The organism is Buttiauxella agrestis, from assembly GCF_900446255.1.
GTDB classification, from domain to species: Bacteria; Pseudomonadota; Gammaproteobacteria; order Enterobacterales; family Enterobacteriaceae; genus Buttiauxella; species Buttiauxella agrestis.
The window spans coordinates 326643-348623 of the sequence record NZ_UIGI01000001.1; the positions used below are offsets into that span (position 1 = coordinate 326643).

Sequence of the window (21981 nt, forward strand, 5' to 3'; positions counted from 1 at the left end):
GGGATTCATTCGATTGCCGCCTACCTGCATCTTGAAGTTGCTCGGGTATATGTACGAATATGATTTTTTTTACGCTTCGTAATTAATACTTACTACAAAGTCGTTCAGATTGAGGGTTATTGCAAGATTGTTCAGGGTTTCAGACGTTGTAAGTTGCTCCTGCTCACAAATCTATTCATTAGTTGAATCCATCTGGAATAGTTACTGTCGGACATGGAGAAGTCAGGACTGGTGGGCATTTCTGGCAAGAGCACCTAACTTTAAGTGGCGGCGATCACATTTTCAGCTACTCCCCGCTACTCCTCCCTCCGTAATCCCCCTCAGGAGGAGGAATTAGCCCAGGGCACCCGGCACACTAGCGGGTAATGAAATTAGAACCTCACAGGACCCGAGTCACTATGTCACAGACGACCTTCAATAAAGCACAATTTCAGGCTGCACTGACACGTCAGTGGCAGCGTTATGGGCTGCATTCCGCCTCCGAAATGACTCAGCAACAATGGTGGCATGCCGTCAGCGGCGCGCTGGCAGAACTGCTGGCGGCACAGCCTGTTGCGAAACCAGAGAAGAAACAGCGCCACGTAAACTACATCTCAATGGAGTTCCTGATTGGCCGCCTGACGGGCAATAACTTGCTGAACCTCGGCTGGTATCAGGACGTGGCTGACGAACTCAAAGCGTTTGATATCAATCTCACTGACCTGCTGGAAGAAGAAACTGACCCGGCATTGGGTAACGGCGGGTTAGGGCGTCTTGCGGCGTGCTTCCTGGATTCCATGGCTACGGTTGGGCAATCGGCGATCGGTTACGGCCTGAATTACCAGTACGGCCTGTTCCGCCAGTCCTTCCAGGATGGTCATCAAATGGAAGCGCCTGATGACTGGAAGCGCGGAAGCTATCCGTGGTTCCAGCATAACTCGGCACTCGACGTGCAGGTTGGCGTCGGTGGTAAAGTGATTAAAGACGGCAAAACCGTGCGCTGGGAACCGGCGTTTATTTTCCACGGCGAAGCCTGGGATTTACCCGTGCTTGGCTACCGTAACGGCGTGGCGCAACCACTGCGTTTGTGGCAGGCGAAACACGCGCATCCGTTTGATTTAACGAAATTCAACGACGGCGATTTCCTGAAAGCAGAACAACAGGGTATCGACGCCGAAAAACTGACGAAAGTGCTCTACCCGAACGATAACCATCTGAACGGTAAGAAGTTGCGTTTGATGCAGCAGTACTTCCAGTGTGCATGCTCGGTGGGCGATATTTTACGCCGTCACCATCTTTCGGGTCGTAAGGTTTCTGAGCTGGCCGATTACGAAGTTATTCAGCTTAACGACACGCACCCGACTATTGCCATTCCAGAACTGTTGCGCGTGCTGATCGACGAGCACCAGATGAGCTGGGACGATGCCTGGGCCATCACCAGCAAAACCTTCGCCTACACCAACCACACGTTGATGCCTGAAGCGCTGGAGTGCTGGGACGAGAAGCTGGTAAAGGCGCTGTTGCCTCGACACATGCAAATTATCAATGAGATCAATGCCCGCTTTAAGAAGCTGGTGGATAAAACCTGGCCAGGCGACGAAGCCGTTTGGGCAAAACTGGCGGTGGTTCATGACAAACAAGTTCGCATGGCGAACATGTGCGTGGTAAGTGGCTTCGCGGTAAACGGTGTGGCGGCGTTGCACTCCGATTTAGTGGTGAAAGATCTGTTCCCGGAATATCACCAACTGTGGCCGAACAAATTCCATAACGTTACCAACGGCATTACGCCACGCCGCTGGATTAAACAATGCAATCCGGCATTGGCTGCTCTGCTTGATAAGAAATTGAAGAAAGAGTGGGCTAACGATCTGGATGTGCTCGAAGGGCTGGAAAAATATGCCGACGACGCGAAATTCCGCAAAGAATACCGCGACATCAAATATCAGAACAAAGTGAAACTGGCGGCGTTCGTCAAAGCACGCACCGGCATTATCATCAACCCGGATGCGCTGTTCGACGTGCAAATCAAACGCCTGCACGAATACAAACGCCAGCACCTGAACTTGCTGCATATTCTCGCGCAGTATAAAGAAATCCGCGAAAACCCGACGGCTGACCGCGTGCCGCGCGTGTATCTGTTCGGTGCTAAAGCCGCACCGGGCTACTACCTTGCGAAAAACATTATCTTTGCGATCAACAAAGTGGCGCACGCCATCAATAACGATCCGGTGGTTGGCGACAAGTTGAAAGTGGTGTTCCTGCCGGACTACTGCGTTTCTGCGGCAGAGGTAATGATCCCGGCGGCGGATATTTCCGAGCAAATCTCGACTGCGGGTAAAGAAGCGTCCGGCACTGGCAACATGAAACTGGCGCTTAACGGCGCGTTGACGGTCGGCACGCTGGATGGCGCGAACGTCGAAATCGCCGAGAAAGTGGGCGAGGAAAACATCTTTATCTTCGGTCATACCGTGGAAGAAGTGAAAGCCCTGAAAGCCAAAGGCTACGACCCGGTGAAATGGCGCAAGAAAGACAAAGCGCTGGATGCCGTGCTCAAAGAGCTTGAGAAAGGTATTTATGCCGACGGCGATAAACACGCGTTCGACCAGATGCTGCACAGCATCGGCAAACAAGGCGGCGACCCGTATTTGGTGATGGCAGATTTCACCGCTTATGCGCAAGCGCAAAAATTGGCGGATGCACTGTATCTCGACCAGGAGGCGTGGACGCGTGCCGCCATTCTTAACACGGCTCGCTGCGGCATGTTTAGCTCCGATCGCTCTATCGGTGATTATCAGCAACGCATCTGGCAGGCAAAACGCTAAGGGAACGCATGGACAGCAAACGTCTTGATAACGCCGCCCTCGAGGCGGGAATTAGCCCCAACTATATTAACGCCCACGGCAAACCGCAGGCCATTCCTGCGGATACCAAGCAGCGTTTGCTGGAAGCCATGAGCCGTCCCACCGCCGTGAAAAAGGTGGCGGTGACACCAGTGGCAAATGTTCTGGTGTTTACTTCTGGCACCCGTATGGCGACGATGCTGGAAGGCAACGGCGATTACAACTGGCAGTTAACGACCGAAGACGGTAAGCAACATAAAGGGCATGCGCTGGCGGGTAAAAAACTGACGCTGCCCGCCGCGCTGCCGGAAGGCTATCACGACCTCACGGTTAGCCAGAATGAACACCACTGGCAATGCCGTGTGATTGTGGCGCCGAAACGTTGTTACGAATCCGCGGCACTTCTGCGTGATGAAAAGCTATGGGGCGCGTGTGTACAGCTTTACACACTTCGTTCGGCACATAACTGGGGAATCGGTGATTTCGGTGATTTGCAGCGCATGCTGGTGGATGTGGCAAAGCGGGGCGGTTCGTTTATCGGCCTGAACCCAATCCACGCGCTGTATCCGGCGAATCCCGAAAGCGCCAGTCCGTATAGCCCGTCGTCACGCCGTTGGTTGAACGTGATTTATATCGACGTGAACGCGGTAGATGATTTCTTGCTTAGTGATGAAGCGCAAGACTGGTGGAAAATGCCGGTCACGCAACAAATGCTGAGCGAAGTCCGCGATGCACAGTGGGTGGATTATGCCACCGTTACCGTGCTGAAAATGGCCGCACTTCGCATGGCGTGGAAGCAATTCTCGCGGCGTGGTGCGCGTGATGAGCAAGTTGTTGCCTTCCATAAGTTTGTCCAGGAAGGTGGCGACAGCCTGTATTACCAGGCGGCGTTTGATGCGCTGCATGCTTATCAGGTTAAAGAAGATGAAATGCGTTGGGGCTGGCCGGTGTGGCCGGAAGGCTTCCGCGACGCGCACAACCCGGAAGTGAAAGAGTTTTGTACCGAACACAGTGATGAAGTGAATTTCTATCTGTGGCTGCAATATCTGGCCTATGCGCAGTTTGATGCGTGCTGGCAAACCAGCCAGGGCTTCAAAATGCCGATTGGTTTGTATCGCGACTTAGCAGTTGGCGTGGCGGAAGGCGGCTCGGAAACCTGGTGTGACCGTGAGCTTTACTGCCTGAAAGCCTCGGTCGGTGCGCCGCCGGATATTCTTGGCCCGCTCGGCCAGAACTGGGGTTTGCCGCCGATGGACCCGCATGTGATTACCGCGCGCGCCTATCAACCGTTTATCGAACTGTTGCGTTCTAACATGACCAGTTGCGGCGCGCTGCGCATTGACCACGTGATGTCGATGCTGCGCTTATGGTGGATACCTTACGGCGAAACTGCCGATAAAGGTGCTTACGTGCATTATCCGGTGGACGATCTGCTGTCGATCCTGGCGCTGGAAAGTAAGCGTCATAACTGCATGGTGATCGGTGAGGATCTGGGAACCGTGCCGGTTGAGATCGTCGGCAAGCTGCGCGACAGCGGCGTTTACTCGTACAAAGTGCTGTATTTCGAGCACGATCAGGAAAAACAGTTCCGCGCCCCGAAATCGTGGCCGAAACAATCTATGGCGGTGGCGACGACCCACGATTTACCGACGCTGCGAGGGTACTGGGAAAGCGGTGATTTAGCGCTGGGTAAAACGCTGGGGCTTTATCCTGATGAAGAGATGTTGACCGAGCTGTATCAGGATCGCGAACGCGCCAAACAAGGTTTGCTGGATGGACTGCATGAATATGGCTGTCTGCCAAAACGCGCCGGGCACAAAGCCTCGCTGATGGCGATGACGCCAACGCTTAATCGCGGAATGCAGCGTTACATTGCCGACAGCAACAGTGCGTTGTTGGGTCTGCAACCGGAAGATTGGTTGGGGATGGCGGAGCCGGTGAACATTCCGGGTACCAGCTACCAGTATAAAAACTGGCGACGCAAGTTATCGACTTCTCTTGAGGCGATGTTCGCTGATGAAGAAGTGAATAAGTTGCTGAAGGATTTGGATAAGCGACGTAAGAAGAGATAAGAGAAATGTCGGATGTCGCGTAGCGACATCCGACATTTCAATCAATAATACGAATGCTCGCCGCGCTGGTGTTCGGTCAAATCACGAACGCCTTTCAATTCCGGGAACTCTGCCAGCAATTGTTTTTCGATGCCTTCTTTCAGGGTCACGTCGACCATTGAACAGCCGTTACAACCGCCGCCGAATTGCAGAATCGCAAAGCCTTCGTCAGTGATTTCCATCAGCGTCACACGGCCGCCGTGGCCTGCCAGCTGCGGGTTAACCGTCGCTTGCAGCATGTATTCAACGCGTTCCATCAGCGGTGCGTCGTCGGACACTTTACGCATTTTAGCGTTCGGTGCTTTCAGCGTGAGCTGTGAGCCGAGTTGGTCGGTAACAAAATCAATTTCGGCGTCTTCAAGATAAGGTGCGCTCAGTTCATCAACATACGCGGTCAACTGCTCGAATTTCAGGGCAGTATCTGACGCTTCTACCGCATCCGGCGGGCAGTAAGACACCCCGCACTCCGCATTTGGAGTACCAGGATTGATGACGAATACGCGAATTTGCGTCCCTTCTTCCTGACCTGCCAGCAGTTTGGCAAAGTGGGATTGTGCTGTATCGGAAATACGGATCATAACGATTGCTCAATAGTTGACTATTTTAGTCGGTTATAATACGCCCATCATCGAGGGTCTACAAGGTTCGACAAAGGCACCACACCTGGATAGTCGCCGCGCCCTGCTTTTTCAGCAGCCGCGCAATTTCCGCCACCGTACTGCCCGTCGTGACGACATCATCCACAATAATTATATGGCGGCCTGCTACCGGAAAATCAACCCTGAAAGCACCTTTAAGGTTATTTCGCCGCCTTCGTGCGTTGAGCTGACGCTGGGTTTGCGTCGCGCGGATTCGGCTGATTCCCTTGGGAAAATAGTCACATTGCAGCCAGCGTGAAAGGTGATTTGCCAGCAGATCACTTTGGTTAAATCCACGACGCCAGGCGCGGCGTGAATGCAGCGGAACGGACACAATACAGTCGGGTTTCTGGTGTCTTGTGGAAAGAACCTTAAGTAATAACAAACGTGCCAAAGCCTGAGCCAACGCGACGGTGGCATTAAATTTAAATCGCTGGATGAGCCGATTGAGCGGCAGGCAATAATCGGTGACGAACACGATAGAATCCCAGAAGGGTGGCTGTTGCAGGCAGCGTCCGCAGGGTGAATGTATGTTAGCGCAGGGTAATCCACAGCGCGGGCAGCACGGCGGCGCGGGTAACGCTTTGGCGCAGCATGAACAAACGCCCCAATGTGCGCATGCGAGAGGCATCTGGCATAGCCAACACAGCCCTGGGATTGTTAGCATGTTCGCTTCCTTGCGTAGAAAAATGAGAACAGTAACTGATGAGCACGCTTTGGTGGCAGACAAAAGGTGAAGGAAAAGACGATCTTGTGCTGCTGCACGGATGGGGACTGAACGCGGAAGTGTGGCATTGCATTTGCGAGGAACTCGGCTCGCATTTTCGTCTTCATCTTGTCGATTTGCCGGGCTATGGTCGCAGCCAGGATTTCGGCGCGCTGACGCTTGAGGAGATGGCCGATATCGTGCTGGCGCAAGCTCCAGAGCAGGCGATTTGGCTGGGCTGGAGTTTAGGCGGGCTGGTGGCCAGCCGGATTGCACTCAGCCATCCGCAGCGCGTAAAAGGGTTGGTCACGGTTGCCTCCTCGCCCTGTTTTGCCGCAAACGACGAATGGCCGGGGATCAAACCTGAAGTGCTGGCGAATTTCCAGCACCAGCTCAGTGAAGATTTTCAGCGGACGGTTGAGCGTTTTCTTGCGCTGCAAACTCTGGGGACTGAAACCGCGCGCCAGGACGCTCGCCGTCTGAAGGCGGTTGTTCTCGAGCAGCCAATGCCGAGTGTAGAGGTGCTAAACGGGGGGCTGGAAATCCTGAAAACGGCAGATTTACGTGAGCCGTTGAGCCATCTTGAAGTGCCATTCTTGCGTTTATATGGGCATTTAGATGGGCTAGTGCCGCGCAAAATTGCCGGTTTGCTGGATGAACGTTGGCCGCAAAGCGAGGCGGTGATTTTCCCGAAAGCGGCTCATGCACCGTTTATTTCGCACCCGCAGGAATTTTGCCGGGTGGTTGAGGAATTTTGCAGGATGGATAAGTCCCAGGCGTCATCCACCCTTTAAAAATCTTATGCCCGCAGCGCCCACACTTCCCGAACACATTTTTTCCCTTCCGGGCAGCTTTTACAGCTGCCGGTCAGGCAATCACTCTGGTCTTCGGTGATACGCATCGCTTTGCCCATTGCTTCAAGGCGACTCAGCATGGCGTTCACCAGCGGCAACGGCGTGGCGAGCTGTTGGCTAATTTGCGCCGCATCCAGTCGCCCTTGCAGCGCCAGTGCATCACGAATCTCAATTAAACTCGCCATACCATCTCCTTAGTGGCAATCGCCAGCGGTGCTTTTACAGCAGGCCGCTTCGACTGTTTTGCGGGTCGTCATCAGGCTGACATCCACACGGCTACGTGCCTTACGCAAACCACCAATCAACAACACGTTGAACAACACCACCGCGAGAATACAGACCAGGCTGTACTTCGGATGAGCGCTAAACGTTACCGTCTGGTAGTAAAGCGTGGACAGTGAGTAAGCGATGTTCAGCCCCCACAGCACCGAGAACATCATCCAGCCACGGCTGGATTCACGGGCAACGGCGCCCATCACCGAAATACATGGGATATAGAGCAGAACAAAAATCAGGTAGCTGTAGGCCGCAGCCGGGCTGCCAAATTTGCTGCTCATAACGCCCATCGCACCGCTTGCCATTTCGCCGTCGCCTTTACTGGCTTCGATTGGGTTGGCCAACACGCTCAGGCTGAAGGTGTCTTTCAGGCTCTGCCAGGTTTCGCCTGCGGCGGCACCTAATTCATCGGTCAGGCTGAAACTTGCCGCATCAAACGGTTCTTCGTGCATATCTTCAGCGGTGTATAGCGTGTTCAACGTACCGACAACGACTTCTTTTGCCATTGCCCCAGTGAACAGGCCAACGGTCGCTTGCCAGTTATCTTCGTGGACACCAATCGGCTGCAACAACGGCGTCAGCACGCGACTCACGGAGGCCAGTGCCGAGTCGTTGATGTTGTCGACTTCTTTGCCGCTAAACGAGAAGCTGTTCAGTGCGCCAATGAAAATACTCACAATCACGATCACTTTACCGGCACGCAGCACGAACCCTTTCAGGCGCTGCCAGGTTTGCAGTAACAGACTTTTCAGATGCGGGACGTGATAGACCGGCAGTTCCATCACAAATGGCGTTGCTTCACCGCGCATGATGGTGTGTTTGAGCATCAGGCCGGTAAGGATCGCCATCACGATGCCGAGAATATAGAGCGAGAAGACGACTAACGCGCCTTCCTGGCCGAAGAACGCGGCGGCAAACACCGCAAAAATCGCCAGACGTGCACCGCATGACATAAACGGCGCCATCATGATGGTCATCAGGCGTTCACGCGGGGCATCCAGCGTACGCGCACCCATTACCGACGGCACGTTACAACCGAAGCCGACAATCAACGGTACGAATGATTTACCCGGCAAGCCGAGGGATTGCATCAGGCGGTCCATAACGAATGCCGCGCGCGCCATGTAACCGGAGTCTTCAAGGAACGAAAGGAACAGGTACATCATGCCGATTTGCGGCACCAGTGGCAGCACGGTGTTGATACCGCCGCCGATCCCCTGGGCTAAGAAAATCGTCAGCCAGCTCGGGAAGTGCAGGGTGGCGCCAATCCACTGAATACCGTGGATAAAGATGGCCGCTGAACCGCCGTCAAAAATTGGCTGTAATGCGCCGCCGATGTTAATTGCCAGCAAGAACATCACGTACATCACCAGCAGGAAAACAGGCAAACCGAGGAATCGGTTCAGGATGATTTTATCCATCATTGCCGTTAAACGATGTGGTTCGGCGGTCAGACTGTTGCTGATGGAGTCACAAATCGCGGCAATGGTTTGGTAACGCGCGTCGGCAATCAGCAGCGCCGGATCTTCGTTTTCTTCGGCCAGTTGTGCACGCACTGCGTCCAGTTTATCGGCGGCGTGGCCTGCATATTCGCGGCTGTAAATATCGCCTTCCAGCATTTGCAGAGCCAGCCAACGACGCTGTTGGGCAGACATATCGGCAGGCATTTGCGCGGCCAGATTGTCGGCCTCTTCAAGCAGTCTTGGTGGGTAAAGCACTAAATCGGTGTGCGTGTTTGGCAGGCGGCGGTCGATGGCCAGCTTCAGCCCCTCCATACCACGCGCGCGGGTCGAAACCAGTGGCACAACCGGGCAGCCCAGGCGTGCAGCCAGCGCATCGATATCAATGCGAATGTCTTGCTTTTCGGCGATGTCGAGCATGTTGAGCGCGACGACACACGGAATGCCGAGTTCCAGCAATTGCAGTGTCAGGTACAGATTGCGCTCAAGGTTGGAGGCGTCGACGACGTTTATCAGTAAGTCTGCTTCACCACTCAAAATGTAGTGACAGGCAATTTGTTCATCCAAAGAAGTTTGCGATGAAATGGTGGTCAGCGAGTAAGTACCCGGCAAGTCGACCAATGTGACCTGATGCGCCAGCGTTGAAAACTGACCTTCTTTACGTTCTACGGTAACGCCCGCCCAGTTACCCACTCGTTGGCGTGAGCCGGTGAGTTGGTTGAATAACGTGGTTTTCCCGGAGTTAGGGTTACCGATTAAGCCGATAGTTAATTTTTTCATTTTTTTCGTGAACTTAAAGAAAATAGCAACGAGCGCGAGCGCTCACCCCGCCAATCAGGCAATGGCTTCAACGTGCAGTAGTTCGAGATCTTTTTTGCGTAATACCAGACTGACGCGACGTGTTTGAATATGAATCGGGTCGCCTAATGGCGCGACACGTACAACGTTGAATGAAGAGCCGGGCAACATACCGAGCGATAATAATTTCTGGCGATATGACGGGCTAATTTCGCTGGCAAAGCCGGTAATTTTCCACGCACTACTTGGCAAGAATTGCATAGGACCTACTTAGAGCTGCGCTCTGGTATTTATGCTAACGAGAGTTTTCGTTGGATAAAGGAGAAATAACGAACAAATCAATGATAATGAGAATGGTTTCTGTCTTCAATAATTATTTTTGTGATGAATAAGTCGTTTAGCTTATTTTCCACAGTGAAGTTGTTTATTATTTTCTCGAGGTGTTTGGTGGGGTTTTTATAAAAAATCAATAATTAACAGTGGGTTGTGTTTTTTGTAAATGCGTAGTTTTATTAATTAATCTTCGTTAATGTTGTCTGGTTATTTCATCTGTTACAGATTTGATAAATATCGGGGCTGTTTTTAAATTGTTGCAGAAATTGATCTGCCGCAAACTTATTCTAATTGGGATGAATTGGTTAGGGTGATAACGAAATGTTATTTAGACCATGCCAGCTTAAAACAAACAAATTGTGCTGAATCTGGGGTCAGGGAAATCCACCCTCCCGCCATTGAGTGGGAGAGGGTGGAATTGTTCATCAATGATTAGCGCTTTTTAAAAGCCGCTGCCAGTGCATCACTCATCGCACTGTTGCCTGCACTACTGCTGCTGGCGTTATCACGTCCGCGCGGTTTTTGTTGCGGCGCCGGGCGACGTTCAGTTTGCTCACGCGGTGCGGAACCACGGCGGTTGGATTCGCCAGGTTGCTCATCCAGACGCATAGTCAGTGCAATACGCTTACGCGACATATCCACTTCCATCACTTTCACTTTGACGATATCACCGGCTTTCACCACTTTATGCGGGTCGTCGATGAATTTGTCTGAAAGCGAGGAGATATGGACTAAGCCATCCTGATGCACACCGATGTCCACAAACGCGCCAAAGTTAGTCACGTTGGTGACAGCGCCTTCCAGCACCATGCCAGGCTGAAGGTCGTTCATGGTTTCTACGCCATCAGCAAACTTCGCGGTTTTGAATTCCGGGCGCGGGTCACGGCCTGGTTTTTCCAGCTCTTTGATGATGTCAGTCACCGTTGGCACACCAAAACGTTCATCGGTGAAATCGCGTGGGCTTAGGCCGCGCAGTGCTTCACCATTGCCCATCAAATCCTGCAATGCTTGCTCGGTTGCCGCCAGAATGCGCTCAACAATCGGGTACGCTTCCGGGTGAACGGTGGAGGCATCCAGCGGGTTATCGCCGTGGTTAATACGCAGGAAGCCCGCGCATTGCTCGAACGCTTTCGGCCCTAAACGACTGACTTTCAGCAGTTGCTGGCGATTCTGGAAGCGGCCATTTTCGTCACGCCAGTTCACGATGTTCTGCGCCATCATGCGCGTTAAACCTGCGACGCGAGTCAGTAACGGCACAGAGGCGGTGTTCAGATCCACGCCCACGGCGTTTACGCAGTCTTCGACTACGGCATCGAGTTTTTTCGCTAACTGAGACTGGCTAACATCGTGCTGATACTGGCCGACACCGATAGATTTCGGGTCGATTTTCACCAACTCTGCGAGTGGATCTTGCAGGCGACGAGCAATCGACACGGCGCCACGAATTGAAACATCGAGATCCGGGAATTCCAGTGCTGCCAGCTCAGATGCGGAATACACCGATGCACCCGCTTCACTGACAATCACTTTCTGCGCGGTGACTTTCGGGAACTGCGCCTGCACATCAAGGAAGAAACGTTCGGTTTCACGCGATGCCGTGCCGTTGCCGATAGCCACTAATTCTACGTTGTGCTTCTCGCAAAGTGCCGCAACAGCGACCGCCGCTTTCGCAGCTTGCCCGGTGTGCGGGTAAATAGTATCGGTGGCGACCAGTTTACCGGTGGAATCTACCACGGCGACTTTTACGCCGGTACGCAGACCCGGATCGAGACCCATTGTCGCGCGCAGGCCAGCAGGAGCGGCCATCAGCAAATCATGCATGTTACGGGCGAACACGTTAATCGCTTCGTCTTCGGCGCGTTCACGCACGGTACCCATCAGCTCAGTTTCGAGGTGCATCAGCACTTTGATACGCCAGGTCCAGCTCACCACGGCACGACGCCAGGCATCTGCCGGAGCATTGTTCAGGCGCAAACCGAGATGGTCGATAATGATTTGTTCGCAATAGCTTTCACGCGGTGGTTCATCGTGCTGCGGGTCGGCATTTAGCGCGAGCTGTAAAATGCCTTCGTTACGACCACGGAACATGGCGAGGGCGCGGTGTGACGGGACGGTAGCAATCGGTTCGTGATGGTCGAAGTAGTCGCGGAATTTCGCGCCTTCTTCCTCTTTACCCGCAACAACATTGGCAACCAGGTGCGCGTTCTTCCATAAATAGTTACGCACTTTTGCGAGCAACGCCGCGTCTTCGGCGAAACGCTCCATCAGAATATAGCGAGCGCCATCCAGTGCGGCTTTGGTATCAGCAACGCCTTTGTCGGCATCAACGTAACGGGCGGCTTCTTCTTCAGGCGTGTGGGACGGGTCGTTCCATAGCAGCTCGGCCAGCGGTTCCAGACCTGCTTCGATAGCAATTTGCCCGCGAGTACGGCGCTTTTGCTTATACGGCAAATAGAGGTCTTCAAGCTCGGTTTTACTCAGCGTGCCATTGATGGCGGCGGCAAGCTCGTCACTCATTTTACCTTGTTCGGTAATAGACTTGAGGATTGTCTGACGGCGGTCTTCTAATTCGCGCAGATAGCCCAGACGAGTTTCCAGCTGACGCAGTTGGGTGTCATCCAGACCGCCAGTGACTTCCTTACGATAGCGTGCAATAAACGGCACGGTATTCCCTTCATCGAGCAGGCGAACGGCGGCTTCAACCTGTTCATCTTTGGCCTTAAGCTCGCTGGCAATAATGCGGCAGAGTGAATCATTCATCATGGTTTTTTCATCTGTTTGAGTCGAAATTTCAGAGTGTAGTTATACGGATTGGAGGGTGAAAATGCCAGCCACAGCGCCCGAGAGGTGATGAATCGGACTGTTCTGTTGCCGGCCTGTGTGCTATTTCACATACTCGATTTCATTGATGTACCACTGCGCTTCACCGGCGGGCGTTTGCACGATAGCGAGATCACCCACTTCTTTTTTCAGCAGTGCACGTGCCATAGGTGAATCGATAGAAATGTAATCTTTGCGGCCAAAAATTTCGTCATAGCCGACGATGCGAAAACGCAGTTGGTTTCCGTCATCATTTTCAATTTCTACCCACGCCCCAAAGAACACTTTGCCTTCTTGTTGTGGCGAATAATCGACAATTTTCAGCTGTTCGAGGCATTTCGTGAGATATCGCACTCTTCGATCTATTTCTCGCAGCCGTTTTTTGTTGTACTGGTAGTCGGCATTTTCACTGCGATCGCCAAGACTTGCGGCCCAGGTGACCTTTTTAGTCACCTCCGGACGTTCTTCACGCCACAAGGTGTCCTTTTCTTGTTTGAGCTTTTCATAGCCTTCGCGGGTAATTAATGGCGTTTTCATCGTCAAGCCTTGAATGGGTAGAACAATAAAGATGATTTAAACCGAAATATCAGGGTGATGGCAATCCTGTCGATTTGCGAAGTAAGTCATTATTCTGTGTTAAAAAGTACCTATAACCATCTGTTTAATATGCTTTGTAACAATTTCGACTAGAATATATACCAGATTTGACTGGTCGTAACGCCGCAGTTTTTTAAGAATACGCACTCACTGTTCGAGCCTTTGGGAGTATAAGAATGCAAGAGAATTATAAGATTCTGGTCGTGGATGACGACATGCGCCTGCGTGCGCTGCTGGAACGTTACCTCACCGAACAAGGCTTCCAGGTCCGTAGCGTTGCTAACGCAGAACAGATGGATCGCCTGCTAACCCGTGAATCCTTCCACTTGATGGTCCTTGATTTGATGTTGCCAGGCGAAGATGGTTTGTCTATCTGCCGTCGCCTGCGTAGCCAAAGCAACCCGATGCCAATCATTATGGTTACCGCGAAAGGCGAAGAAGTTGACCGCATCGTAGGGCTGGAAATTGGCGCGGATGACTACATTCCAAAACCGTTTAACCCGCGTGAACTGCTCGCCCGTATCCGTGCTGTTCTGCGCCGTCAGGCCAACGAACTGCCAGGTGCACCTTCCCAGGAAGAAGCGGTTATCGCGTTTGGTAAGTTTAAGCTGAACCTCGGCACCCGAGAGATGTTCCGTGAAGATGAGCCTATGCCATTAACCAGCGGCGAGTTCGCAGTGCTAAAAGCGCTGGTGAGCCATCCGCGCGAGCCGTTATCACGCGACAAACTGATGAACCTGGCCCGTGGTCGTGAATACAGTGCGATGGAACGCTCTATCGACGTACAGATTTCTCGCCTGCGCCGTATGGTCGAAGAAGATCCTGCACATCCACGCTATATCCAGACCGTATGGGGCCTGGGCTACGTATTCGTGCCGGACGGTTCCAAGGCATGAGGCGAGTCCGCTTCTCCCCCAGAAGCTCGTTTGCCCGCACGCTGTTATTGATCGTCACCTTGCTGTTTGTCAGCCTGGTGACGACCTACCTTGTGGTGTTGAACTTCGCCATTCTGCCGAGTTTGCAACAGTTTAATAAGGTACTGGCTTACGAAGTCCGTATGCTGATGACCGATAAACTGCAACTTGAAGATGGGACGCAACTGGTGGTTCCGCCTGCATTTCGGCGTGAAATCTACCGTGAGTTGGGAATCTCTTTGTATTCCAATGAAGCGGCGGAAGACGCGGGGTTGCGCTGGGCGCAGCATTACGAATTCTTAAGTCATCAAATGGCGCAGCAATTGGGTGGCCCAACCGAAGTTCGCGTTGAGGTTAACAAAAGCTCGCCGGTTGTCTGGCTGAAGACGTGGCTGTCGCCAAATATCTGGGTTCGCGTTCCGCTGACTGAAATTCACCAGGGCGACTTCTCACCGCTGTTCCGCTATACGCTTGCCATAATGCTGCTGGCGATAGGCGGTGCGTGGCTGTTTATTCGAATACAGAACCGACCCTTGGTTGATCTCGAGCATGCCGCTTTGCAGGTCGGTAAAGGGATTATTCCGCCGCCGCTTCGTGAATATGGTGCGTCGGAGGTGCGTTCAGTTACCCGGGCGTTCAACCATATGGCCGCTGGTGTGAAGCAACTGGCCGATGACCGCACGCTGTTAATGGCGGGGGTCAGCCACGATTTGCGTACGCCGCTCACTCGTATTCGTCTGGCAACAGAAATGATGAGTGAAGAAGATGGTTATCTCTCTGAATCGATAAATAAAGATATCGAAGAGTGTAATGCGATCATCGAACAGTTCATCGATTACCTGCGTACCGGGCAAGAGATGCCACTGGAAACTGCCGATCTCAACAGTGTGTTGGGTGAAGTGGTGGCTGCAGAAAGCGGTTACGAGCGGGAGATTGAAACCGATCTTCAAGCAGGCGAATTACTGGTGAATATCCATCCGCTGTCCATTAAACGAGCCGTCGCCAATATGGTGGTGAATGCCGCGCGTTATGGAAATGGCTGGATTAAAGTCAGCAGTGGCGGCGAGCTTAACCGCGCCTGGTTCCAGGTCGAAGATGACGGCCCGGGCATTAAGCCTGAGCAGCTTAAACACCTGTTCCAGCCGTTTGTGCGCGGCGACAGTGCGCGTACTACCAGCGGCACCGGTCTGGGGTTGGCAATCGTACAACGTATTATCGACAACCATAACGGTCTGTTGGATATCGGTGTGAGTGAGCGGGGCGGTTTACGGATTCGGGCTTATTTGCCAGTGCCGATGAACAAAACCTTCAGCCAGATTAAAGAAAGCTGAGTGATAAAGAAAAAGCGAACCTCTTGGGGTTCGCTTTTTTGTCGGTTGGTTTAGCGTAGAGGGTGGATGTCACTTGCGCTAATCCACCTTATAAACTCATTCGCTATTCAAATATTAGATCTTCGGCCCTGCACTCACAAGCGCTGCACCCGCTGGGGTGTCGGTGTATTTCTCGAAGTTTTCGATAAACAACTTAGCCAGTTGCTCTGACTTTTCCTGCCACTGTTCAGGCGTTGCGTAAGTCTTACGCGGATCCAGAATGTTTTCGTCAACACCTGCCAGTGCTGTCGGCACTGCAAGGCCAAAGATTGGTAGTGTGAACGTTTCTGTATCGTCCAGAGAACCATCAAGAATCGCATCAATAATCGCACGCGTGTCTTTGATGGAGATACGTTTGCCGGTGCCGTTCCAGCCAGTGTTAACCAGATACGCCTGAGCGCCCGCAGCCTGCATGCGTTTCACCAGCACTTCTGCGTATTGCGTCGGGTGCAGAGACAAGAATGCCGCACCAAAACAAGAAGAGAAAGTTGGCGTCGGTTCGGTAATGCCACGCTCAGTACCTGCAAGTTTGGCGGTAAAGCCAGACAGGAAGTGGTACTGCGTTTGGTTTGCCGTCAGGCGTGAAACCGGGGGTAAAACACCGAAAGCATCAGCGGTAAGGAAGATGACTTTGGTGGCGTGGCCTGCTTTAGAAACCGGTTTAACGATGTTTTCAATATGGTAAATCGGGTAGGAGACACGCGTGTTTTCAGTTTTAGATCCGTCATCAAAGTCGATGGAACCGTCGGCGCGAACCGTGACGTTTTCCAGCAGCGCATCGCGGCGAATCGCATTAAAGATTTCCGGCTCGGCTTCTTTGGATAAACGAATGGTTTTCGCGTAGCAGCCGCCTTCGAAATTGAACACACCGTCGTCGTCCCAGCCGTGTTCGTCATCGCCAATCAGGCGGCGCTTTGGATCGGTAGAAAGCGTGGTTTTGCCCGTGCCAGACAAACCAAAGAACACGGCGACATCGTCTTTTTCGCCGACGTTTGCCGAACAGTGCATGGAAGCAATGCCTCTGAGCGGTAACAGGTAGTTCATGATAGAGAACATCCCTTTCTTCATTTCACCGCCGTACCAGGTGCCGCCAATTAATTGCACGCGCTCGGTCAGGTTAAAGGCGATGAAGTTTTCAGAATTCAGACCCTGCTCTTTCCATTGTGGGTTGGTGCATTTCGCGCCGTTCATCACCACAAAATCAGCTTCGAATGCTTCCAGCTCTTCGTCAGTTGGACGGATAAACATGTTCTTAACGAAATGAGCCTGCCAGGCCACTTCGGTAATAAAACGCACCGAGAGACGGGTATCAGCATTCGCACCGCAGAAAGCATCAATAATAAAGAGGCGTTTGCCAGAGAGTTGATTGGTGACGAGTCCTTTCAGATGCTGCCAGGTTTCTTCACTCAGCGGTTTATTGTCGTTTTTGCCTTTGCCATTATCCGCCCACCACAGCGTATCGCGGGTAGTGTCGTCGCGGACGATGTATTTATCTTTTGGGGAACGGCCGGTAAAAATACCGGTATCAACAGCAATTGCACCGAGGTTTGTTTCTACGCCGCGCTCAAAACCTTCCAGATTGGGATTTAGCTCTTCATGGTACAAGGTGTCGTAATCGGGGTTGTAAATGACTTCGCTTACATCATGAATACCATAAGCCTTGAGATCTTGCGCTGTTATGCCTTTAACTCGCATTTCACTGCTCCTTAGCCAATTTGTACTGCTTGAGATTGTAGGGTTGTTTATTGGTTGTTAACCGCGACACCTATCATAGAATTGAGCATCCACCCAAATCCATATAGCGGAAAACGCTGTGAAGCGAGTCACAACGGGGTGAGAGTATGGCAGGAAATGCTAATGAGGCAGGGAAAATATTCTGAATATGTTAAAAAATAGTGCGATTAACGGACGAGGTGTGAGCGAGAGCGCATTTATATGAAACGATGAATTGCCCTTCCTTTAGCAGGAAGGGCAAAAGAGAATTAATGCACCTGCGGGTCAGCCGGGGAGGCGTTGCTGCGGATTTCAGCGATGTCCATAGAGTTGAACACGTAGTGATTGCCACAGTAATCGCAGTTCATGTCGATTTCACCTTCTTCGGCAATGATGCTATCCACTTCTTCATCAGGCAGCGTTCTCAGTGCATCGGCACAACGTTCGCGGGAACAAGTGCACTTAAACTCGACGTTTTGCGGATCGTAAAGTGTCACTTCTTCTTCGTGATACAAACGCCACAGCACATCGTTTGCCGGTAAAGTCAGCAGTTCTTCAGCCTTGATGGTTTCAGTTAACGCCGCGAGATGATTGAAGTCATCGGCCTGCGCATCTTGTGCTGGCAGGACTTGCAGCAACATGCCGCCAGCAGCGGGTTGGCCATCTACGTCGCCAGTACGGATAAACAGGCGCGTTGGTAACTGCTCGGAACGTAAGAAGTAATCTTCCAGACATGCCGCGAGCGTATCGCCTTCCAGCCCAACCACGCCCTGGTAGCGTTCACCTTGTGCTGGTGTGATGGTGATAACTAGGTAGCCATTGCCCACCAGAGTTTTCAGATCCGCATCGGCAGGGATTTCACCTTTAAAGCGCGCGACACCACGCATTTGCTGGTTATTGTTACCGTTAATCACCGCGAGAGTCATCGGGCCATCACCTTGTAATTGCACGGTAATATCGCCATCAAACTTGAGGGTTGCGGTCAGCAGGCTGGTTGCGACCAGCAATTCACCGAGAATAGTTTTCACCGGTGCCGGGTAATCATGGTTTTCCATGATCTGTTTCCAGGTCTCGGAAACCGTTACCAGCTCACCGCGTACGGCGAAGTTTTCAAACAAATAACGGTGCAATTGGTCGTGTTGGGTCATAATTTTCTCTCATTCAGATGGCAGCTATACCCTTCATCTTTCAAGTTGTCGATGGGGTCTACTCGTTGCCACCGTGTTTAAATTTCATCAAATCGCGCCGCTCTTTTTTATCAGGGCGACGGTCGGGGTGGGGCATTGTCAGCGCATTCATTTTGCGCGCCAGCGCCACTTTCTCCCGTTTAGCGATACTTTCCGCGGTCTCTTCATACAGCTGCGAGGCATCGGTAGCGGGGCGACGTTGCTCGGTTATGGCCAGAACTTTGACGGTTTTCTCGTCATTCCCCTGGCGTAATGTCAGCATCGCGTTTAGCTCAACGAGCTTACTCGGTTTGCTGCGTTGCCCGTTGTAATGCACCTTGCCGCCTTCAACCATTTCCCGGGCGATGGCTCGTGTTTTATAAAAACGCGCTGCCCACAGCCATTTGTCGAGACGCACACCTTCAGACGCTTTCTCTTTCATCACGACTTCTTAAACATCAACTTCGGGAGTAGATGGCGGTAGTCATTCAATGCCGGATGGCGGTGATAGATTTTGTCTTCCTGGCCGGAATCTGGATTGGTGACGCCCAGGCAATAACGAATGCCAAACTTCGCAGCAGAATCAAGAATCGGTTCGCTATCATCTATAAATAGCGTTCTGGCAGGTTCCAGCCCAGTATGCTCGGCAACACCTTGCCACAACCGCTGATCTTCTTTCGGATAACCAAATGTGTGGGTGGAAAGTAATAAATCAAGGTGCTGGGCTAAACCGGTGTGCTCCAGTTTGACCGCCAGATTATGTGGATGCGCGTTCGTGAGTAATATCCGCCGCTTACCGCAGGCTTTCAGGGCATCCAGGAACGGGACGGTGTCTTCACGTAGCACCGCGTTTGCCCCAACCGCTGTGGTCATCGCACAAATATCCAAACCCAGACGCTCACTCCAGTAATCCAGACAGTACCAGTTTAGCGTATGTTGCACGGCGTGATATTCGTGGGCGATCAGCTGGTGCGCCTCATCCAGTGGAATATTTCTTCGCTCACTGACTGTTTGCGGCACCAGTTTTTGCCAGAAGTGATTATCGAACGCGAGATCCAACAACGTGCCGTCCATATCGAGCAATACGGTATCGACATCTTGCCAGGCAATATCAATATGCATAGGTTCGGGCCTGATTAGAGGAAACTGCGCGACAGGTTAGCACAACCTGCCGCGTGAAGTTTAGAACAGCGGGCGGACGGCGGAGATCGTCGTTAACGAGGGATTCATGCAGTTGTCGTAGTACTGCTGGATTTGCGCCAGGCGGCTGCGGCTGCGGCGGAAGCGGCGAATCGCCAGCACTCCATTGATCAACAGGCAAGCAATCATACAGATGAGCAGCAATGTAGTGCTGATGTAGCGCCACAGACTGCTGCTGTCCGGGATTTTGTGCAGCGTGATATGTTGTGTGCCGTTCGCATCTTGTTTAATACCGGTAATAATTCCTTCGGCGCTAAATGGCGTTTTAAGTAGCATTTCGGCCAGACGCTGGAACTCCCCCCATTGTTCTTGTGCCGGAATGTCATATAACGGAACCGGCGGGAGCGGCTGGTCTACCATGTCGCTGCCTTCATCGTTGATAATTACGTACCCGGCAGGGGCGGGGCTGTTCAACGCTTGTGCCGCGCGAGCCGTTTCACGGATAAAGAAGGGAGCCGTAGACGTGGTGACCAGGTTATCAAGCGACTCAGCACTGACCGGGCGCAGCAAGACATTCACGCCAGTGAGTTTTCCTGAATCAGCCTTTTTGGTGAGTGCATCCCAATCTTTAGTATTCCCAAGGTTTACCAGCGCATTTTTCAGACGTACACATTCGTCTGCTGCGGTACACAGCGCCTGTGTTTTCAATACAATCCCGGCAAAATCATCCAGTAACACCATGCCTGATTTCTGAATGGCATCGCGTAATTGTGGGTTCACCTTTGAATCTTCACTGGTCTGCGGGTGAATTTGCCCACTGACGGCCTGAGTCAGCGCGGTGGCTTTATCCATGATATCCGATTCAGGCACCGGCAAAGACTGCGCGGTGTTCCAGATAATTTGCGAGCAATCGAACGGCGTAAATGGGTAAGTTTGCCGCGTGATGTAGTTGCCTGGAGTATGAATGTTGCACATGCCAGTGCCGTTAACTTTCAGCGTGTCGCCAACCCGCAGCGCCGTTTTGTTGAGGTCTGCGACAGTGGTGGCTTCAATGGTTTGTGCGCCTTTCAACCAGGAGATGCTCAGTTTTAACGGCATTTCCAGCGGCACCCAAATAGTCAGCATCAGCAGAACGATTAAGCTTCCGCCTGCAATCACCAGGTTGCGTACCCAATGTTGGATAGGGAAGTTGCGCACTTCGTCATGCAGCGATAAGAAGCGCCCCTGGCGGAGTACATGCCGATCAAGATAAATGTCGATATCCGTTTTCTGCCCGAGATCCTGAGCCACATACGGCTGCCAGTGAGCAGGGTAAATCAGGTCAATTATCCCTAATGAAATATTGTTGATTTGATCCTGATTCGACTCGCCAAACAGCCCCCAGCGCTTAGGCGTGCCGCGTAAGCAGTGGACTTCACGCAACGTATTTTTGGCAGGTGGAGCAAACAGCCCCCAAAGACTTGCTGCCAGCAGCATAAATGCGCCGCCCACCAACCAGGGCAAAACGACAGGAGGCGTCACCAGACACAAAAACAGCATGATGAAAGCCACACAAATCAGAATCGCTTCACGTAAGCCATCGGGGCGGCTTAATGCATACTCTTCTGGTGTCTCCTGGCGGATATTCAGTAGCTCTATTTGTTCGCTTTCTTCACCGCGAATCGAAGCCTGACTATGTGGGTCTTGTTCCAGGGCGAAGCCACGGTTTTCACTGCTGTATTCAATAAGCGTGTGCCCGTTCAGGGAGATAACCAGGGGCATGGTTTCAGTACGAATTAACTCAACGTAGTTATCGTTGGTAATGTACTGCTCCCAGAATGGCGGAAGGTGAACCTCTATAGAATCAAGGTAATAGCGCCACTTGTTGGGGTCATCTGTGGATAAACCATAACGGGTAATAGAGCGAGTAAGAGAAAGTGCCGTGTTACTGAGGGAGTTAAGAACCAGCTTTGCGGGTGCCGCACTGGCGCCAGAAGGCCCCACGATGTTTTGCGTGCGAGCTAAGGATTCAATATAGTTTTCAACTGCGGCGCGTTCATCCGCGGTCAACTTACGAGAAGTTGCACCACTAAACGATTGGGCTTGTGATAAACGAGCGCGTAAGCGCAGGCTGCGCCATACGAGCCACCCCGCAATTAAGATGCAGGCCAGCATAGCAGCTAAAAGAAGTAATAAGGTGCTCATGCCTTCCCCATCAAACACTCGTTTTCTTATTAAAACGCAGCAAGTTGCACCCCTTACAGCATACGGGCGTAAAAATCATTAT

17 protein-coding genes are annotated in these 21981 nt (G+C 52.2%); 5 read left to right on the top strand and 12 right to left on the bottom strand.

All coding sequences use genetic code 11. From position 1 onward, the window contains the following. Positions 1 to 398: 398 nt before the first annotated feature. Positions 399 to 2801: a maltodextrin phosphorylase gene (malP, locus tag DY231_RS01530; RefSeq protein WP_115627051.1), complete on the top strand. Its 2403-nt coding sequence runs from the start codon at positions 399 to 401 to the stop codon at positions 2799 to 2801. Between the two features lie 8 nt (positions 2802 to 2809). Beyond that, entirely contained in the window at positions 2810 to 4891 is a 2082-nt protein-coding gene (gene malQ / locus DY231_RS01535) for a 4-alpha-glucanotransferase (protein WP_115627052.1), read from the top strand. A 41-nt stretch (positions 4892 to 4932) separates the two neighbouring features. On the opposite strand, the gene nfuA is transcribed toward malQ, so the two are convergent. Continuing rightward, positions 4933 to 5508 (bottom strand): Fe-S biogenesis protein NfuA, encoded by a 576-nt coding sequence (nfuA, locus tag DY231_RS01540; RefSeq protein WP_034460317.1) that lies wholly within the window; start codon positions 5506 to 5508, stop codon positions 4933 to 4935. Positions 5509 to 5566: 58 nt separating this feature from the next. Continuing rightward, positions 5567 to 6235, bottom strand: a complete 669-nt coding sequence (gene gntX, locus DY231_RS01545; RefSeq protein WP_115627053.1) for a DNA utilization protein GntX — start codon at positions 6233 to 6235, stop codon at positions 5567 to 5569. A gap of 38 nt (positions 6236 to 6273) precedes the next feature. On the opposite strand from gntX, the gene bioH reads away from it, so the two are divergent. Continuing rightward, positions 6274 to 7068: a pimeloyl-ACP methyl ester esterase BioH gene (bioH, locus tag DY231_RS01550; protein WP_115627054.1), complete on the top strand. Its 795-nt coding sequence runs from the start codon at positions 6274 to 6276 to the stop codon at positions 7066 to 7068. Positions 7069 to 7073: 5 nt separating this feature from the next. Here the strand turns inward: bioH and feoC are convergent, their stop codons facing one another. From feoC to greB, 5 genes are all read right to left on the bottom strand, one after another. Next, entirely contained in the window at positions 7074 to 7313 is a 240-nt protein-coding gene (feoC, locus tag DY231_RS01555) for a [Fe-S]-dependent transcriptional repressor FeoC (RefSeq protein WP_115627055.1), read from the bottom strand. 9 nt (positions 7314 to 7322) lie between these two features. Beyond that, positions 7323 to 9644, bottom strand: coding sequence for a Fe(2+) transporter permease subunit FeoB (gene feoB / locus DY231_RS01560; RefSeq protein ID WP_115627056.1), 2322 nt, complete (start codon positions 9642 to 9644; stop codon positions 7323 to 7325). A 54-nt stretch (positions 9645 to 9698) separates the two neighbouring features. Beyond that, positions 9699 to 9923, bottom strand: coding sequence for a ferrous iron transporter A (gene feoA, locus DY231_RS01565; protein WP_034499160.1), 225 nt, complete (start codon positions 9921 to 9923; stop codon positions 9699 to 9701). 504 nt (positions 9924 to 10427) lie between these two features. Continuing rightward, complete coding sequence (locus DY231_RS01570) at positions 10428 to 12758, bottom strand: Tex family protein (protein ID WP_115627057.1); 2331 nt, start codon at positions 12756 to 12758, stop codon at positions 10428 to 10430. Positions 12759 to 12878: 120 nt separating this feature from the next. Next, entirely contained in the window at positions 12879 to 13352 is a 474-nt protein-coding gene (gene greB / locus DY231_RS01575) for a transcription elongation factor GreB (protein WP_034499154.1), read from the bottom strand. A 236-nt stretch (positions 13353 to 13588) separates the two neighbouring features. On the opposite strand from greB, the gene ompR reads away from it, so the two are divergent. Together ompR and envZ are read left to right on the top strand one after the other, a co-directional pair. Beyond that, positions 13589 to 14308: an osmolarity response regulator transcription factor OmpR gene (gene ompR / locus DY231_RS01580; protein ID WP_001157751.1), complete on the top strand. Its 720-nt coding sequence runs from the start codon at positions 13589 to 13591 to the stop codon at positions 14306 to 14308. After that, entirely contained in the window at positions 14305 to 15657 is a 1353-nt protein-coding gene (gene envZ / locus DY231_RS01585) for a two-component system sensor histidine kinase EnvZ (RefSeq protein WP_115627058.1), read from the top strand. Before ompR ends, envZ begins: the two co-directional genes overlap by 4 nt. Before the next feature lie 114 nt (positions 15658 to 15771). Here the strand turns inward: envZ and pckA are convergent, their stop codons facing one another. The 5 genes from pckA to DY231_RS01610 form a co-directional block, all read right to left on the bottom strand. After that, positions 15772 to 17391: a phosphoenolpyruvate carboxykinase (ATP) gene (pckA, locus tag DY231_RS01590; protein WP_115627059.1), complete on the bottom strand. Its 1620-nt coding sequence runs from the start codon at positions 17389 to 17391 to the stop codon at positions 15772 to 15774. A 287-nt stretch (positions 17392 to 17678) separates the two neighbouring features. Continuing rightward, positions 17679 to 18557: an Hsp33 family molecular chaperone HslO gene (hslO, locus tag DY231_RS01595; RefSeq protein WP_034499148.1), complete on the bottom strand. Its 879-nt coding sequence runs from the start codon at positions 18555 to 18557 to the stop codon at positions 17679 to 17681. A gap of 58 nt (positions 18558 to 18615) precedes the next feature. Next, entirely contained in the window at positions 18616 to 19017 is a 402-nt protein-coding gene (gene hslR / locus DY231_RS01600; RefSeq protein WP_115627060.1) for a ribosome-associated heat shock protein Hsp15, read from the bottom strand. Then, complete coding sequence (gene yrfG, locus DY231_RS01605; RefSeq protein ID WP_115627061.1) at positions 19017 to 19697, bottom strand: GMP/IMP nucleotidase; 681 nt, start codon at positions 19695 to 19697, stop codon at positions 19017 to 19019. Before yrfG ends, hslR begins: the two co-directional genes overlap by 1 nt. A 60-nt stretch (positions 19698 to 19757) precedes the next feature. Further along, positions 19758 to 21899: an intracellular growth attenuator family protein gene (locus DY231_RS01610; RefSeq protein WP_115627062.1), complete on the bottom strand. Its 2142-nt coding sequence runs from the start codon at positions 21897 to 21899 to the stop codon at positions 19758 to 19760. Between the last annotated feature and the right edge of the window lie 82 nt (positions 21900 to 21981).